Annotated in this window: 15 protein-coding genes; 6 read left to right on the plus strand and 9 right to left on the minus strand. The window is 70.3% G+C overall.

The features are described from left to right. The 7 genes from GRX31_RS03460 to GRX31_RS03490 all read right to left on the minus strand — a co-directional run bounded on the left by GRX31_RS03460 (position 1) and on the right by GRX31_RS03490 (position 6,827). Positions 1-939: a CysB family HTH-type transcriptional regulator gene (locus GRX31_RS03460; RefSeq protein ID WP_013800726.1), complete on the minus strand. Its 939-nt coding sequence runs from the start codon at positions 937-939 to the stop codon at positions 1-3. 87 nt (positions 940-1,026) lie between these two features. Then, positions 1,027-1,515 carry a VOC family protein gene (locus GRX31_RS03465; protein ID WP_012207409.1) on the minus strand — a complete coding sequence of 163 codons (489 nt, stop codon included), beginning with the start codon at positions 1,513-1,515 and terminating at the stop codon, positions 1,027-1,029. Between the two features lie 111 nt (positions 1,516-1,626). Next, positions 1,627-2,292, minus strand: coding sequence for a methionine ABC transporter permease (locus GRX31_RS03470; RefSeq protein WP_013800725.1), 666 nt, complete (start codon positions 2,290-2,292; stop codon positions 1,627-1,629). Continuing rightward, entirely contained in the window at positions 2,270-3,427 is a 1,158-nt protein-coding gene (locus GRX31_RS03475) for a methionine ABC transporter ATP-binding protein (protein WP_160851491.1), read from the minus strand. Before GRX31_RS03475 ends, GRX31_RS03470 begins: the two co-directional genes overlap by 23 nt. Before the next feature lie 13 nt (positions 3,428-3,440). Next, positions 3,441-4,253 carry a MetQ/NlpA family ABC transporter substrate-binding protein gene (locus tag GRX31_RS03480; protein WP_160851493.1) on the minus strand — a complete coding sequence of 271 codons (813 nt, stop codon included), beginning with the start codon at positions 4,251-4,253 and terminating at the stop codon, positions 3,441-3,443. A gap of 19 nt (positions 4,254-4,272) precedes the next feature. Further along, on the minus strand, positions 4,273-5,376 hold the full coding sequence (locus GRX31_RS03485; protein WP_160851496.1) for an isopenicillin N synthase family dioxygenase: 1,104 nt from the start codon (positions 5,374-5,376) through the stop codon (positions 4,273-4,275). Between the two features lie 35 nt (positions 5,377-5,411). Next, complete coding sequence (locus GRX31_RS03490; RefSeq protein ID WP_160851498.1) at positions 5,412-6,827, minus strand: O-acetylhomoserine aminocarboxypropyltransferase/cysteine synthase family protein; 1,416 nt, start codon at positions 6,825-6,827, stop codon at positions 5,412-5,414. A gap of 218 nt (positions 6,828-7,045) precedes the next feature. Between GRX31_RS03490 and GRX31_RS03495 the strand changes: the two genes are divergently transcribed. From GRX31_RS03495 to GRX31_RS03520, 6 genes are all read left to right on the plus strand, one after another. Next, positions 7,046-8,152 (plus strand): ABC transporter substrate-binding protein, encoded by a 1,107-nt coding sequence (locus GRX31_RS03495; RefSeq protein ID WP_160851500.1) that lies wholly within the window; start codon positions 7,046-7,048, stop codon positions 8,150-8,152. After that, positions 8,149-9,186, plus strand: a complete 1,038-nt coding sequence (locus GRX31_RS03500; RefSeq protein WP_160851502.1) for an ABC transporter permease — start codon at positions 8,149-8,151, stop codon at positions 9,184-9,186. The genes GRX31_RS03495 and GRX31_RS03500 overlap by 4 nt, the downstream gene beginning before the upstream one ends. Beyond that, on the plus strand, positions 9,180-10,016 hold the full coding sequence (locus GRX31_RS03505; RefSeq protein WP_160851505.1) for an ABC transporter ATP-binding protein: 837 nt from the start codon (positions 9,180-9,182) through the stop codon (positions 10,014-10,016). The genes GRX31_RS03500 and GRX31_RS03505 overlap by 7 nt, the downstream gene beginning before the upstream one ends. Before the next feature lie 12 nt (positions 10,017-10,028). Beyond that, positions 10,029-11,225, plus strand: coding sequence for a c-type cytochrome (locus tag GRX31_RS03510; RefSeq protein ID WP_160851507.1), 1,197 nt, complete (start codon positions 10,029-10,031; stop codon positions 11,223-11,225). Between the two features lie 218 nt (positions 11,226-11,443). Then, complete coding sequence (locus tag GRX31_RS03515) at positions 11,444-11,917, plus strand: (2Fe-2S)-binding protein (RefSeq protein ID WP_016450919.1); 474 nt, start codon at positions 11,444-11,446, stop codon at positions 11,915-11,917. A gap of 14 nt (positions 11,918-11,931) precedes the next feature. Next, positions 11,932-14,199 carry a xanthine dehydrogenase family protein molybdopterin-binding subunit gene (locus tag GRX31_RS03520; protein WP_160851509.1) on the plus strand — a complete coding sequence of 756 codons (2,268 nt, stop codon included), beginning with the start codon at positions 11,932-11,934 and terminating at the stop codon, positions 14,197-14,199. A 48-nt stretch (positions 14,200-14,247) separates the two neighbouring features. Here the strand turns inward: GRX31_RS03520 and GRX31_RS03525 are convergent, their stop codons facing one another. Together GRX31_RS03525 and GRX31_RS03530 are read right to left on the minus strand one after the other, a co-directional pair. Next, positions 14,248-15,216 carry a LysR family transcriptional regulator gene (locus GRX31_RS03525; RefSeq protein WP_047326478.1) on the minus strand — a complete coding sequence of 323 codons (969 nt, stop codon included), beginning with the start codon at positions 15,214-15,216 and terminating at the stop codon, positions 14,248-14,250. A gap of 84 nt (positions 15,217-15,300) precedes the next feature. Continuing rightward, positions 15,301-16,191 (minus strand): DMT family transporter, encoded by an 891-nt coding sequence (locus GRX31_RS03530; RefSeq protein ID WP_160851511.1) that lies wholly within the window; start codon positions 16,189-16,191, stop codon positions 15,301-15,303. Between the last annotated feature and the right edge of the window lie 32 nt (positions 16,192-16,223).

Genomic DNA, 16,223 nt, shown 5'->3' on the forward strand with positions numbered 1-16,223 from the left:
CTACTCGGGCTCCACGCCCTGGCGCACGGCCTGCTCGACCACCTCGCGCGTCAGCGTGGGCACGAAGGTCTCGATGAAGGCATAGGCATAGCCGCGCAGCCAGGCGCCCTTGCGCAGGCCCAGCCGCGTGGTGTTGACCTCGAACAGGTGGCCGGCGTCCAGCGTGCGCAGGCCCTGGTCGCGCTCGGCATCCAGCGCCACCGAGGCGACGATGCCCACGCCCATGTCCAGCTCCACATAGGTCTTGATCACGTCGGCGTCCATGGCCGTGAGCACCACGTCGGGCTCCAGGCCCTCGCGCGCAAAGGCCTCGTCGATGTGGGCGCGGCCCGTATAGCCCTGCTCGTAGGTGATGATGGGAAAGCGCGACAGCGCCTCCAGCGTCAGCGCCTGCTGGGACTGCAGCAGCGGGTGGCCGGGCGGCACGACCACGCCATGCGTCCAGCGGTAGCAGGGCAGCGCGACCAGGCCTTCATAACCGGCCAGCGCCTCGGTGGCCACGCCGATGTCGGCCTCGCCGCTGCGCAGCATCTGCGCCACCTGCTCGGGCGAGCCCTGGTGCAGGTGAAGGCGCACCTGCGGATAGCGCTGGCGGAAGTCGCGCACCACATGGGGCAGCGCATAGCGGGCCTGGGAGTGGGTGGCGGCAATCGACAGCCGCCCCTGCTCGCTGGCGCTGAAGTCGGCGCCCACGCGGCGCAGGTTGTCGGCCTCCAGCATCAGGCGCTCGACGATGGGCAGCAGCGCCTCGCCGGGCGGCGTCAGCCCGGTCAGCCGCTTGCCTGCGCGGATGAAGATCTCCACGCCCAGTTCTTCCTCCAGCTCGCGGATCTGCCGGCTCACGCCGGGCTGGGAAGTGTGCAGCGTGTGGGCCACCTCGGTCAGGCTGTAGCCGCGGCGCACGGTTTCGCGCACATAGCGCAGTTGCTGGAAGTTCATGGGCAAGGCTCCGCCCGGGGCCGGTGCGGCCCGGGCCTGTGGAAGGCAAAAGCAGAAAGGAAAGAGAGAGGGGGACGGCGAGAGGCTTCAGGCCGAACAGGCCACGGCCGGCTCATCCGGTGCATCGGCCGCTGCCTCGCGGGGCAGCTCCAGCAGCTCGATCAGATTGCCTGCGGGGTCGCGCGCATAGCAGCGCCGGCCCTCGCTCACGGGCGCCACCTCCAGCGCCAGGCCGCCGTGCACCAGCAACTGCTGGCGCAGCGCATCCACGTCGCTGACCGTCAGCGCCAGGTGCACCAGGTTGCCCGCCGCGCGCTCGGTGCCGCCGGACTGCCCCTTGTAGGGCACCAGATCGATGCGCTGCCCGCCGGCCAGAAAGCTCAGGCCCGGACGCCCGGCAACGGTCAGGGCAGACAGGCCCAGCACTTCGCCATAAAAGCGCTCCATGGCCGCCTGGGCGCGCGCCGGAAAGGACAGCTGGACATGGTGGACGCCACAGACGATGGCCACGCCCGGCTTCATGGCAGTGCGGCCGGCAAGAGGGGAAGGCCAGGCGGGGCGTGTGGTGTGGGTCATCGAAGCATCTCGGAAAAGAATCAGCAGCCCGAATGCTGCTGCAGGCCATTGTCGAGACAAGTCGAAAAAACCAAAAATAATAAAAATTCAGTCTTTTATTTCCAAATCATCTCAAGAGATCGAACGCCGGTGGTCGGCACGGCGCGCCAGCCATTCGCCGCCGAACTGCAGCACCGACACCAGGGCCACCAGGATGACGATGACCTCGAACATCACGCGCGTCTCATAGCGCTCGTAGCCGTAGCGGATGGCCAGGTCGCCCAGGCCGCCCGCCCCCACGGCGCCCGCCATGGCCGAGGCATTGACCATGGCGATCACGCTCACGGTCATGCCGCCGATCAGGCCCGGCAGCGCCTCGGGCAGCAGCACCTGGCGCACGATCTGCGGGCGGCGCAGGCCCATGGCGCGCGCCGCCTCCACCAGGCCGCCGTCCACTTCGCCCAGGCTCACCTGGGCGATGCGCGCAAAGAACGGAATCAGGTTGGCCGACAGCGGCACCACCGCCGCCCAGGTGCCCAGCGTGGTGCCCACGATGGCGCGCGTCACCGGCAGCAGGGCCACCAGCAGGATGATGAAGGGAATGGCCCGGCCGATATTCACCGCCGCCGACAGCCCCCGGTACAGCCGCGGCCTGGCATAGAGCCCGCCCGGCGCCGTGGTGTGCAGCACGATGGCCAGCGCCAGCCCGGCAACGATGGCGATCAGCGAGGACGCGCCCGCCATCAGCAGGGTTTCCAGAAAGGCCTGCAGGTATTTATCGAGCGGGGGCAGGGACATGGCCAAGCAGTTGCAGTGAATCGGCGCCCAGCGCCTGTTGAAGGGAAGACAGCGCGGCCGGTGAAAGGGGTGAAAGCGGCGAGGGTGCCGACGGCAGATCCTGCACCGGCACGCCCACCAGCAGGCGGCCCTGCGAACGCCCGCGCATGCAGTCCAGCCCACCCTGCAGCAAGCGGGCACGCGGGCCCAGCACCTGAAGCTGCGCCAGCGGCAGGCCCTGCTGGCTGCCGCCGTCGGCCCATCCGATGGCCAGCACGGCGACGGCCTCCGGGCCATCGGCCGCCGCCACCAGTTCCAGGTCCGCCGCCAAGGCCTGCCGCAGCGGCCGCAGCAGCGCACGCGCCGCCTCCGAGCGCGGTGCCGCAAACAGCTGCCAGACCTCGCCGATCTCCTGCAGCCGGCCCTGGTCCAGCACCAGCACGCGGTCGCAGACCTCGCGGATCACGGCCATGTCGTGCGTGATGAGCACGATGGTCAGCCGCAGCTTGCGGTTGATCTCGCGCAGCAGCTCCAGGATGGACTGCGTGGTCTCGGGGTCCAGGGCCGAGGTGGCCTCGTCGCACAGCAGGATTTCGGGCTCGTGCACCAGCGCGCGCGCAATGCCCACGCGCTGCTTTTGCCCGCCCGAGAGCTGGGCCGGATAGGCGCCGCTCTTGTCCGCCAGCCCCACCAGGGCCAGCAGCTCGTCCACCCGTGCGCGCACGAGCGCGGGCCGCCAGCCTGCGGCCTGCAGCGGCAGGGCCACGTTCTCGTACACCGTGCGCGAGGACAGGAGGTTGAAGTGCTGGAAGATCATGCCGATGCGCCGGCGCAGCGCCACCAGCGCGTCCTCGTCCAGCGTGGCGACATCGGTGCCGTCCACCAGCACGCGGCCGCTGCTGGGCCGCTCCAGCGCATTGATGGTGCGCAGCAGCGTGGATTTGCCGGCGCCGCTGCGGCCGATGATGCCGAACACCTCGGCACGCGCTACCTCGAAGCTCAGCGCCTGCAGTGCGTGCACGGGCTCGCCCGCGCTCCTTCCCGCGCCCCTGCCCGTTCCCGGGTAGTGCTTGCGCACGCCCTCGAAGACGATGTGCGGCCGCTGCAGCGCATCGATTGCATGGGGCTCGCCGGCCGCCGCCTGTTCCACCTTCATTGCCTTACACGCCTCAGAAGGCCGGCAGCACCGAGCCTTGGTACCTGCTCACGATGAACTGGCGCACGGGCTCGGACTGGTAGGCGCGCAGCAGGGCCGCGACCCAGGGTGCAGCGCGGTCGCGCTCGTGCACGGCAATGATGTTCACGTAGGGATTGCGCTCGCGCCTTTCGACGGCAATGCCATCGCGCGTGGCGATCAGCCCCGCCTGGTAGGCAAAGCTGTTGACGATGGCCGAGGCATCGAGATCGTCCAGCGAGCGCGCCAGCACCACCGAGGCCGCCTCCACCAGCTGCACCTTCTTCTGGTAGCTGGCGATGTCGGCCAGGCCCGCCGTGCCCTTGAAGGGGTCGAAGCCCTCGCGCAGCTTCAGGATGCCCTGGTCCTGCAGCACCACCAGCGCACGCGTCTGGTTGCTGGGATCGTTGGGAATGCCCAGGCGCGCGCCAGCGGGCAGGTCGGCCAGGCGTTCGTGCTTTTTCGAATAGAAGGCGATGGGCGAGATGTAGGTGTCGCCCGCCGCCACCAGCCGGTAGCCGCGCTGCTGGTTCTGGTCGCGCAGGAACGGCACATGCTGGAAGGAGTTGGCCTCGATGTCGCCGTTGTTCAGCGCCTCGTTGGGGCTGGCCGCGCCGCTGATGACCACGGGCTTGACCTGCAGACCCTGCTCGCGTGCCACGCGGGTCACCACTTCCCAGATTTCCTCGTCCACGCCGCCGCGCACGCCCACGCGCAGCGGGCCGGCCTGCGCGGCCCGGATGGCGCCTGACATCGCCGCCACCGAGGCCCCCGCCGCCAGTCCCCGCAGAAATACTCGCTTGTCCATCGCACAGTCCTTTCAAGAATCAATAGGCACCAGGGTGCAGCTCACGGCCGGCCGCGCGGGCCTGGGCCTGCAGGCGGGCGAAATGCTCGGGATAGAAGCGCTGGGCCACATCCAGGTGGGAGCGCACGCGGCCCTTGAGCGCGTTCTCGCCCACATGGCTGAACAGCGGGTTGTCCGGGTCGCTCTGCGGCCCCGTGGCCAGCACGGCCAGCTCGGGCGGTAGGGTCAGCAGCGGCACCTGGCCCAGGTCCAGGCGCGGCGCCAGGAAGTAGGCGATGGAGTAGCGCTGCACGCCCGCGCGCGGCACCAGCACGCGATGCACGTTGGCGCGCAGATAGCCGTTGGTGGCCAGCTCCAGCATCTCGCCGATGTTGATGACGAAGGCCCCGTCGCGCGGCGGCACATCGACCCAGCCAGCCGGCGTCTCCACCTGCAGCCCGCCCACCTCGTCCTGCAGCAGCAGGGTCAGCAGGCCGCCGTCCTTGTGTGCGCCCACGCCCTGGCCTGCTGCGCCCAGCTCGCTGCCCGGGTAGTGGATGATCTTGATGCGGTGCGCAGGCAGGCCGCTGACCAGGGCGTCCAACGCGCCCTCGGGCAGCTGCAGCGCGGCCACGAAGTGGCGCAGCAGCTCCAGCGCCACGCCATGCGCTGCCGCCTGCCAGGCCAGCACCTCCTCGCGGAACCCGGGCAGGGCCTGCGGCCACTGGTTGGGGCCTTGCAGCCCCTTCCAGTCCGGCACGCCGGGGCCTGCGGGAATCTCGGGCGACTCCTCGCCCGGGTCGATCTGCTCGCGCTGGTCGGGCCGCTGGCGCGTGATCTCCATGCCCACGGCCGTATAGCCCCGGAAGTGCCGCGTGTTGGCAATGGCCAGCGCCTGCTTGTCCGCCAGCGGCAGCGCAAAGAATTCGCGCGCGCGCCGCTGTATGCCCTGCCATGCGTCCCGGCCTATGCCGTGCCCTTCCAGGTAGAAGAAGCCGGTGTCGCGTGCCGTGCGCGCCAGCTGGCGCAGCGCCTGGGCCTGCGTGGCCGGGTCGCGCAGGGCCTGCAGGTCGATGACGGGCAGGGCCGGGGTTGCCGCCGTGGCGGCGGGCGCTTCGAGGGTGGATGCTGTCAAGGTGCTCATGCTGTGCTGCCAGGGAAGTGGGAAGGAAGGGGCGCTCAGGCCGCCAGGCGCTGATCGCGGTCTTGCTCGTGGTCTTGTTCGCGGTCTTGTCCGCGTTCGGCAGCCAACACCGCATGGCCCTGCGCCTGCTCCAGCGCCTGCTCCAGGTCGGCCAGCAGGTCCTGCGGGTGCTCTATGCCGATGGACAGGCGCACCAGCCCGGGCGCAATGCCCACGCGCGCCAGCTCCTCGTCGCTGAGCAGGCTGTGCGTGGTCTCGGCAGGAATGGCGGCCAGCGACTTGCTGTCGCCGATGTTGACCAGGCGCAGGAACAGGCGCAGCGCGTCATAGAAGGCGCGCGCCGCCGGCCGGCCGCCGCGCAGCTCGAAGCCCAGCAGCGCCGGCACATGCCCGCCGCGCAGCTGGCGCAGGGCCAGCGCGTGGTCGGCGTGGCCGCTCTGGCTGGCGTGGTGTATGCGCTCCACCAGCGGATGGCGCTGCAGGAAATCGATCACGGCCAGCGTGTTGCGGCTGGCGCGCTCCTGGCGCAGGCCCAGTGTCTCCAGGCCCTGCAGCAGCAAGAAGGCGCTGTGCGGCGCCAGCGCCGCGCCGCAGTTGCGCAGCAGCACGGCACGGGCCCGCGCGATGAAGGCGCGGTCGGGAAATTTCTCGGTGAAGACAAAGCCCTGGTAGGCCGGCTCGGGCGCGCTGAACTGCGGGTAGCGCCCCGCGTGCGCCACCCAGTCGAAGCGGCCGCTGTCCACGATCAGCCCGCCCAGCACATTGCCGTGTCCGCCGATGGCCTTGGTGGCCGAATGCACGACGATGTCGGCGCCCCAGTCGAAGGGCCGCAGCAGCAGCGGCGAAGCCACGGTGTTGTCCACCACCAGGGCCACGCCGGCCGCATGGCTGATATCGGCCAGCTGGCGCAGGTCGGCAATGCCGCCCGATGGATTGCCCACGGACTCCACGAACACGGCCTTGGTGCGCGGCCCTATCGCCCGGTGCAACGCCTGGAAATCATCCTTGGCCACGGCCGTGCTCTGCACGCCGCGCGAGGCCAGCACATGGGCGATGAAGTTGTGCGTGCCGCCATACAGCTGCGAGGCCACGACCACATGGTCGCCCGCACTGGCCAGCGTGGCCAGCGCCACGTCGATGGCGGCCATGCCCGAGGCCAGGGCCAGCGCGGCCACGCCGCCTTCGAGAGCCGCAATGCGCTGCTCCAGCACCGCCAGCGTGGGGTTGGCCGTGCGCGAGTACACATCGCCCTCCTCCACCAGGCCGAACAGGTTGGCGCCGTGCTGGGCGCTGTCGAACACGAAGGAGGTGCTCTGGTAGATGGGCACGGCCGCGCTGCGCTGCTGCTCGCGCCCCCGGTAGCCGGCGTGCAGGGCCTGGGTGTCCTGCTGCCACAGCGCATCGCTGGCTGCGTCGTGCGGGGCGGACTCGGTGCCGGTCGCTGAGGTCATGCATGGACTCCGTATGAGTGGTCGATGCAGCCCATTATTCGAAGCCCGCGCCCTGCGCACTACGAAGAAAAACGCGTTCGCTTATTCGGTTTGCGCATGTCGCCGGGCCGCGCCCTTCCTAGTTGCCACGCACATATGGATGCGCGTTTTGCGTCGTTGGCAACACGGCACTCAGCGGACAGCATCGGCAGTCCCGAAACTGCTTTGGAGGGAGTTCCATGACCCGCAAGACCCAGACCGAGATCGACAGGACCCAGGACAGCCGCTGCGCCCATGGCGCAGATTGCGGTGCTTTCGGAGCGCTCGATGCTCCCGAGGCGGCCGAGCCCTCGCTCTCGCGCCGCACCCTGATCCGCGCCGGCGCCGCAGCCGGCGCGCTGGGATCGGCCGCCTGGTTCAGCGGCCGCGCCGGGGCGCAGCCGCGCCAGAAGATCACCTTTGCCTGGAGCCAGGCCAGCTTCTGCCATTCGCCCATTCCCGTGGCGCTGGAGCGCGGATTCTTCGAGCGCAACGGCCTGGACGTGGAACTGCTGAACTGGGGCGGCTCGGCCGACCAGTTGCTGGAGGCGCTGGCCACGGGCAAGGCCGATGCGGGCGCGGGCCTGATCCACCGCTGGATCAAGCCGCTGGAGGCGGGGCTGGATGTCAAGCTCATCGGCAGCGTGCACGGCGGCTGCCTGCGCCTGGTGGGCCTGAAGTCGGCCGGCGTCACGCTGGACCCCAGCACGCTCAAGGGCAAGACCATCGGCGTGGCCGATCTCAACAGCCCGGCCAAGCAGTTCTATTCCATCCACCTGGCCAAGCGCGGCCTGGATGTGGACAAGGACATCGAATGGCGCGTCTACCCGGCCGACCTGCTGGATGTGGCCGCCAAGAAGGGCGAGATCCAGGCCATTGCCGACGGCGACCCGAATCTCTACCTGATCGAGAAACGCAACCCCGGCACCTTCCTCGAACTGGGCAACAGCGCCAAGAACGAATACGCCGAAAGCACTTGCTGCGTGATCGGCGCAGGCGCAAAGTTCGCCCGGGCCAACAAGCCCGCAGCGGCCAGCGTGGTGCGCGCGCTGACCCAGGCCTCGGACTACATCGCCGAGAACCCCAATGAAACGGCGAAGATCTTTGCCAAGTATTCGCCCAAGGTGCCTGTCGAGGACCTGCAGCGCCTGCTGGCTGAGCTGACCTTCAAGCACCATCCGCACGGCAAGCCGCTGCGCGACGAGGTCCAGGCCTTTGCGGCCGACTTCCGCACGGCCGGCGTGCTCAAGAAGCAGACCGACCCTGGCCGCTTTGCCAGCCACATCACGCTGGACGTCCTCGCATGAGCACCGCAAGACCACGCTGGCGCCTGGGCGCCACGGATGCCGCACCCGGCCTGGAACGGGAACAGGCGCAGGACTCGCGCAAGGCAGGCCCCTGGCGAACCGGCCTGCTGGCCGCCGCCGCCTGGGCCGGCCTGGGCATGCTGACCCTGCTGTGGCCCAACAAGGAGATCGGCTTCAGCGAATGGGCGTTCACGCAGGAATTCGGCATTGCCGCCCTGGCCGTGGCCCTTTTGCTGCTGGCATCGGCCGTGCGGCGCGTACGGCGCATCGACCGCTGGCTGCGCCCGGCCGGTGCCTGGCTGGTGGCCGCGCCGCTGCTGCTGGCGCTGTGGGAGACGCTGACGGCCAAGCTCGCCGCGCTGCCACCGCCATTCTTCGCGCCACCGCAAAGCCTGATTGACGTGGTCCATGAGGACTGGCAGCGCCTGGGCCTGTCCACGCTGTATTCGCTGCGGCTGCTGCTCAACGGCATCGTGTTCGGCGCGGTGATCGGGTTTCTGACGGGCGTGTGGATAGGCTGGTCGCGCATCGCGGGCTACTGGGTGCATCCGCTGCTGCGCTTCCTGGGGCCGGTGCCGGCCTCGGCCCTGCTGCCGCTGGCCTTTTTCTTCGCGCCGTCGAGCTACTCGGCAGCCGTGTTCCTGGTGGCGCTGGCCACGTTCTTTCCGGTGGCCGTGCTGACCTGGTCGGGCGTGGCCTCGGTCAGCAAGAGCTACTACGACGTGGCGCGCACGCTGGGCGCATCGCCCTGGTTCCTGGTGCTGCGCGTGGCCATCCCGGCCGCCCTGCCCCAGGTCTTCGTGGGCCTGTTCATGGGGCTGGGCGCCTCGTTCTCGGTGCTGATCACGGCCGAGATGATGGGCGTGAAGGCCGGCCTGGGCTGGTATCTGCAATGGGCCCAGGGCTGGGCAGCCTACGCCAACATGTACACGGCGCTGCTGGTCATGGCCGTGCTGTGCTCGGGCCTGATCACGCTGCTGTTCACCGTGCGCGACCGCACGCTGTCGTGGCAGAAGGGAACCGTCAAATGGTGATTGCCGCAGAACATGCCGCCAACGCCGCAGCCACGCCCGCCATCGCCGGGGCGGCCCTAGCCGGGGCGGCCCTAGCCGGCGCGGCCATCGATGTGCAGGCCGTCAGCCACTGGTTCGGCCAGGGGCAGGGCGCGCTGCAGGTGCTCGACGAGGTCAGCCTGCAGGTGCGGCCCGGCGAGTTCGTCGCCCTGCTGGGTCCCAGCGGCTGCGGCAAGTCCACGCTGCTGCGCCTGGTGGCCGGGCTGGAGGCCCCCACGGCCGGCGCCGTGGCGCAGGACGGCACGGCCATCACCGAGCCCGATCCCTCGCGCATCGTCGTCTTCCAGGACCCCACGCTGTTTCCCTGGCGCACGGTGCGCGGCAACGTGGCCCTGGGCCTGCAGGCACGCGGACTGCTGGACAGCCAGGTCCACCGCATCGACGAGGCCCTGCGCCTCGTGGGGCTGGAGGATTTCGCGGACAGCCATCCCCACCAGCTGTCGGGCGGCATGGCCCAGCGCGCGGCCCTGGCGCGCGCCCTGGTCAACGACCCGCGCCTGCTGATCCTGGACGAGCCGCTGGGCAAGCTCGACTCGCTGACGCGGCTGGCCATGCAAAGCGAGATCCTCAAGATCTGGCAGCGCGCAGGCTTTTCCGTGCTGCTGGTCACGCACGATGTGGAAGAGGCCCTCTTCCTGGCCCACCGTGTGCTGGTCTTCAGCCAGCGGCCCGCCCGCATCGTGGCCGAGATCGATGTGGACCTGCCCTACCCGCGCCAGCGCGGCCACGCCCGCCTGTCCGAGCTGCGCCACGAGGCCCTGCGCCACCTGGGCCTGGACCAGACCTGGTAGCGCCCGCCTCCGATGCAACGCAGCGACTCCCCCGACTGGCTCAACCCCTTGATCGGCGCCATGCAGCAGGCCCAGGTCGGCCTGCTGCAGCTGCTGCACGGCCTGGGCCTGGCCGGCACGGTGGATGGGCAGCCCGCCTGGCCGTGGGCCGTGCGCCTGTCCGGCGAAAACCTGCTGATCGACCTGGGCCAGGCCCGGGGCCTGATGTGGTCGCTGGCGGCCGTGGCCACCGCCATCGTTTTGCTGGTGCTGGCCCTGGTGCTGGTCCTGGTTCTGCGCCGCATCCGCCTGCCGGCCCTGGTGCTGACCGCGCTGGCCGCGCTCGCCCTGCTGCTGGCCCCCTGGCCGCGTGCCGACCTGATCCTGGTGCCCGCGCATGCCACCAGCTTCCATGCCTCGCCCACGGGCTTCAGCGTGGAGAGCATTGCGCGCGGCAGCGCCGCCTATGCCCAGCACTGCACGGCCTGCCACGGTGCCGATGGCCGGGGCCACGGCCCGCTGGCCGCCAGTCAGCCGGTCTGGCCGCCCAACTTCACCAGCCCGCTGTTGTGGCGCCGCGCAGATGGGGAATTGCTCTGGGCCATTCTTCATGACCGCCGCCCCGTGGAGTCTGGCGACGGCGCACGGGCACACGGCCAGGCCGACCGGCTGTCCAGCGACGACGCCTGGGCCCTGATCGACTTCATGAAGGCCCGCGCCACAGGCCAGATGCTGCAGATCGCCGGCAACTGGCCCTATCCCGTGGGACTTCCCGACATGGCCGTGCAGTGCGCAGGCCAGCCCGCACGCCGCCTTGGCACCTGGCAAAGCCGCCAGCAGCGGCTGAGGGTGGTGGCAGGCAGCGGCCCGGTGCAGGAAGACCCGCGCCTGGTCAGCCTGCAGCTGTCGCCCGATGGCGGCAACCGCGCCGCCAGCGCCCTGGACTGCACCGTCAACGACCCGCGCGCCTGGCAGGCCATGGCCCTGCTCAGCGGCTCGGAGCAGCTGCAGGGCATGCAATGGCTGGGCGACCGCAGCGGCTGGCTGCGCGCGCTATCGCGTCCGGGCGCCCAGGGCTGGTCGGAGGACGACCTGGTCTGCCGCACGGACACGGCGGCCAAGACCACCTCCGGCGCTGGCGCTGGCGCCGTGGCCGACGGCCTGGGCGCGCTGATTGCACGCATGGACGCCGAGCCCGTGCGGTTCATCAAGGGTGGGTTTGTGCATTGAACCTGCACGGAGGCAGAGGAACACGGGCACACAGAATCTGCAGGGCATTCGCAACTTGCTCTTGCCAATCTTTCAAGCGGAACATGGCTAGTGGCGGGGGCATGGCCTTTCTATAGTCGGCGCCTCGACGGATCCGCCCTCTTCCCTCAAGCCCGGGCGACGGCGACACTCCCACGGGACCCCATCCCCAAAAGCCCCCACAACAAGGAGAGACTGCGATGACCGATCTCACCATCAACGGCAAGACCGTTTCCATGGACCTGGACCCCGAGACGCCCATTCTGTGGGCCCTGCGCGACACGCTGGAGATGACCGGCACCAAGTTCGGCTGCGGCGCGGCGCTGTGCGGCGCCTGCACGGTGCACATGAATGGCCAGGCCATACGTTCCTGCGTGACGCCGATCTCGGCGGCTGCGGGCCAGAAGATCACCACCATCGAGGCCATGACCTCGGGCTCCGACCGCGTGGGCACCGCCGTGCGCGATGCCTGGGTTCGCCACGACGTGGCCCAGTGCGGCTACTGCCAGAGCGGGCAGATCATGAGCGCCACGGCCTTCCTCAAGTCGCTGCCCAAGGGCAAGAAGCCCAGCGGCGAGGAGATAGACGCGGCCATGGCCGGCAACATCTGCCGCTGTGGAACCTATGCACGCATCCGCGCGGCCGTGGCCGATGCCGCGCGCACCCTGGGCTGAACGGAGAACGCCGCATGCTGACCACCTTCAACCCCGCCGAACTGCCGCGCGCCCTGCAGCACATCCTGGACCGTGACGAGGCCGCTGCCGCCATCGCCGACGCGCCAGCCCTTGCACAGATCCCCCGCCGCAGCTTCCTCAAGATCGCCGGTGCCGGTTCGCTGGCCCTGGGCGTGTTTCCCGCCATGGCGCAGGCGCCGGGCAAGGGCGAGGCCGCCGGCCTCAAGCCCACCGAGCAGCCCGCCTCCTTCGTGGAGATCTCGCCCAGCGGCGAAGTCACCGTGGCCATCAACCGCCTGGAGTTCGGCCAGGGCGTGCACACCGCCCTGCCCCTGGTGCTGGCCGAGGAGCTGGACGCCGACTGGAGCAAGGTCCGCGCCCGCCTGGGCGGCAACGATGCGGCCTATGCCGATCCGCGCTACGGAATCCAGATGACGGGCGGCTCCACCGCCCTCAAGCACAGCTACACCCAGTACCGCGAGCTGGGCGCCCGTGCGCGCGCCATGCTGGTGGCCGCCGCCGCCGCGCAGTGGAAGGTGGACGCCGCCACGCTGCGCACGCGCGAGGGCTTCGTGCTCGGCCCCAATGGCAAGAAGCTGTCGTATGGCGAGCTGGCCCAGGCCGCCATGGCCCAGCCCGTGCCGGCCACCGTCGTGCTGAAGAATCCCAAGGACTTCCGCCTGATCGGCAAGCCCACGGGCCGCATCGACGCCCGGGCCAAGAGCAGCGGCCAGCAAAGCTTCGGCATCGACATGCACCTGCCGGGCCAGCTGACGGCGGTGATTGCACACCCGCCCGTGTTCAAGGCGCAGCTGGCCTCGCTGGACGACGCTGCGGCGCGTGCCGTGCCCGGCGTCAAGGCCGTGCTGCGCGTGCCCGTGGACGGCGGCGGCGAAGGCGTGGCCGTGATCGCCACCGGCTACTGGCCTGCGCGCAAGGGCCGCGAGGCGCTGAAGGCGCAATGGAACACCGACGCCGTGGAGAAGGTGGACAGCGAACGCCAGCTGGCCCAGTACCGCGAGCTGGCCGCGCAGCCCGGCGCGCGCCACTTCGACGCCGATATCTCGGCGCTGGACAAGGCGCCGCGCCATATCGAGGCCGAGTTCAGCTTCCCCTACCTGGCCCATGCGCCCATGGAGCCGCTCAACTGCACGGTGCAGATGGGCGAGACCGGCGAGGCGGGTGCCGACCTCTACCTGGGCACGCAGTTCGCGGGCGTGGACGGCATGGCCGCCGCGCGCGTGCTGGGCCTCAAGCCCGAGCAGGTGCGCGTGCACGTGCAGATGGCCGGCGGCGGCTTTGGCCGCCGGGGCGTGGGCACCAGCGACTATGTGGTCGAGGCCTGCCAGGTGGCGCTGGCCGCGCGCCGCGCCGGCCTGAGCGCCCCCGTGCGCATGGTCTGGAGCCGCGAGGACGACATCAAGGGCGGCTACTACCGCCCCATGCACCTGCACCGCGCCAGGATCGGCTTCGACGAACGCGGCAAGGTGCTGGGCTGGGACCACGCCATCGTGGGCCAGTCCATCACGGCGGGCACCATGTTCGAGGGCGGCATGATCAAGAACGGCATCGACGCCACGGCCGTGGAGGGCATGCGCGAGCCCTATCCGCTGCCCATGCGCCTGACCGTGCACCACCCCAAGGTCAACGTGCCCGTGCTGTGGTGGCGCAGCGTGGGATCGACCCACACGGCCTTCGTCATGGAAACGCTGATCGACGAGATCGCGCGCAGCAGCCGCCAGGACCCCGTGGCCTACCGCATGCAGATGTTCGGCGACAAGCACCCGCGCCATCGCCTGGCCCTGCAGCTGGCCGTGGACAAGAGCGGCTACGGCAAGCGCCAGCTGCGCGCGGGCCGTGCCTGGGGCGTGGCCGTGCACGAGTCCTTCGACACGGTGGTGGCCTATGTGGTGGAGGCCTCGGTCAAGGACGGCCGCCCGGTGCTGCACAAGGCCACGGCCGGCGTGCACTGCAACCTGGCCGTGAACCCGCGCACCATCGAGGCGCAGGTGCAGGGCGCGGCGCTGATGGGCCTGTCCATGTGCCTGCCCGGCGCGGCGATCACGCTCAAGGACGGTGTGGTGGAGCAGAGCAACTTCGGCGACTTCGCCGTGCCACGCATCACCGACATGCCCGAGATCGCCGTCCACGTCGTGCCCAGCGCCGAGCCGCCGACGGGCATGGGCGAGCCCGGCCTGCCGCCGCTGGCCCCGGCCTTCGCCAACGCCGTGGCGCAGCTCACGGGCAAGCCCGTGCGCAAGCTGCCGTTCGACCTGGCGTGATCGATCTGGCGTGATCGATCTGGCCTGAACGGCCGGACCTGATCCCGGTCAGCCCCCGGAAAGGGCGGCACCTGCGGCCGCCGCCCTTTCCAGTTCTTCCATGGTCAGCAGATAGTCCGGGCAGTCCTGCAGCCGCTGCACGGCCAGGTCGATGAAGGCACGCACGCGCCGGGGCAGCGCGTCGCGGCTGCCGTAGTAGACATGCAGGCCGATGTGCTCGCTGACATGCGCCAGCAGCACGGGCACCAGGCGCCCCGCGCGGATGTGCGCGGCCGCGCAGATGTTGGACAGCTGGCCCAGCACCTGGCCGGCCAGCACGGCATGCAGCTCCAGCTCGGCATCGTTGGTGGACAGGGCCGGCTGCAGGTAGCGGTGCGTGAGCTCGCCATCGACCGGCAGGTACCAGGGCATCACCGTGTCCGTGGCCGCATGGCGGAACATGCTGCAGCGGTGCGCGGCCAGCTCGTCCAGCGACCGGGGCACGCCATGGCGCTGCAGGTACTGCGGCGCCGCACAGACGATAAGCTGCACGGGAAACAGCCGCCGCCCGATCACGCTTTCATCGGGCGAGGCGCCGATGCGAAACCCCGCATCGACCCGGTCCAGCACCCAGTTGCCTATGCCGTCGTCCAGCCGCACATCGGGGACGATGCCCGGGTGCAGGCGGCAGAACTCATCGAGCAGCGGCATCAGCACGGGCGCAAAGCAGGACTTGGGGCCCACGATGCGCAACGGCCCCGCAATGCCCTCGCGGCTGTCGCGTGCCAGGTTCAGTGCGCGGTCCAGCGCGGCCAGCGCCGGCTGGGTGTCCTGCAGGAAACGCTGGCCCTCCTCGGTCAGCGCCAGGCTGCGCGTGGTCCGGTGCAGCAGGCGCACGCCCAGGTGCTGCTCCAGATGGGCCACCGCCTGGCTGGCGGCCTGGGGGCTCACGCCCTGGGACAGCGCCGCCTGGCGCAGGCTGCCCAGCTCGACCGCCTTGGCAAAGGTGGCGATGGCGCGCAGTTCATTGATGGGCATGGTGCGGAAATCCGGTATTCGTGGGCTGACAGTGCCGCAGTATCCCGCCTTTGCGCATGCCCTGCCCGCGGCTTGCGGGGCAAGCTAGCGCCCCTGGCGCGCCAGCCACACGCCGGCTGCCGTCAAGGCCATGCCCGCCAGCGCCAGGCCGCCCAGCGTCTCGCCGAACATGGCCCAGGCGATCAGGGCCGTGGCCGGCGGCGTCAGGTAGAACAGGCTGGCCACGTGCACGGCGCCGCCGCGGCGTATCAGCAGGTTGAGCAGGCTGACCGCGCCCACGGACAGCACCAGCACCAGCCAGCCCAGCGCGAACAGGAATTCGCCGCTCCAGCGCACCTGCATGGTTTCGGTAGCCAGGGCCAGCGCCCCCGTCGCCACCAGGCAGGGCAGGTACTGGATGACCGAGCCCGTGCGCAGATCAAACGATGGACAGAACCGCTTCTGGTACAGCGTGCCGGCCGTGATGCCGGCCAGCGCCACCACGGCCGGTACCAGCATGGCCAGCAGGGCATGGACCGGCACCGAGGCGATCTTGCCCGCCACCACCAGGGCCACGCCCGTGAAGCCCAGCGCCAGCCCGGCCCACTGCCGGGGACGCACGGACTCGCCCAGCAAGGTGCCGGCCACCAGCGCAGTGATCAGCGGCTGCAGCCCCACCACCAGGGCCGTCACGCCCGAAGGCAGGCCATGGGCGATGGCCGTGAACACCCCGGCCAGGTACACGCCATGCACGAACAGCCCTGACACGCCAATGTGCAGCCACTGGCGTGCCGACCGTGGCCAGGGCGCGCGCAGCACCAGGACCACCGCCGCCATCAGCACCAGGACGATGGCATAGCGCAGCGTCAGAAAGGTCAGCGGCTCCACATAGGGCAGGCCGAACTTGGCGCCGATGAAGCCCGTGCTCCACAGCAACACGAACAGCCAGGGAAGCAAGGCGGCCGCCATGGCGGGCGGCGAGGGTTTTTGGGTCATGGAGCGGATGCGGAAAAGGGCGGGGGCAGGGG

It is taken from the genome of Delftia sp. CH05, assembly GCF_009827015.1.
Classification (GTDB): Bacteria; Pseudomonadota; Gammaproteobacteria; order Burkholderiales; family Burkholderiaceae_C; genus Comamonas; species Comamonas tsuruhatensis.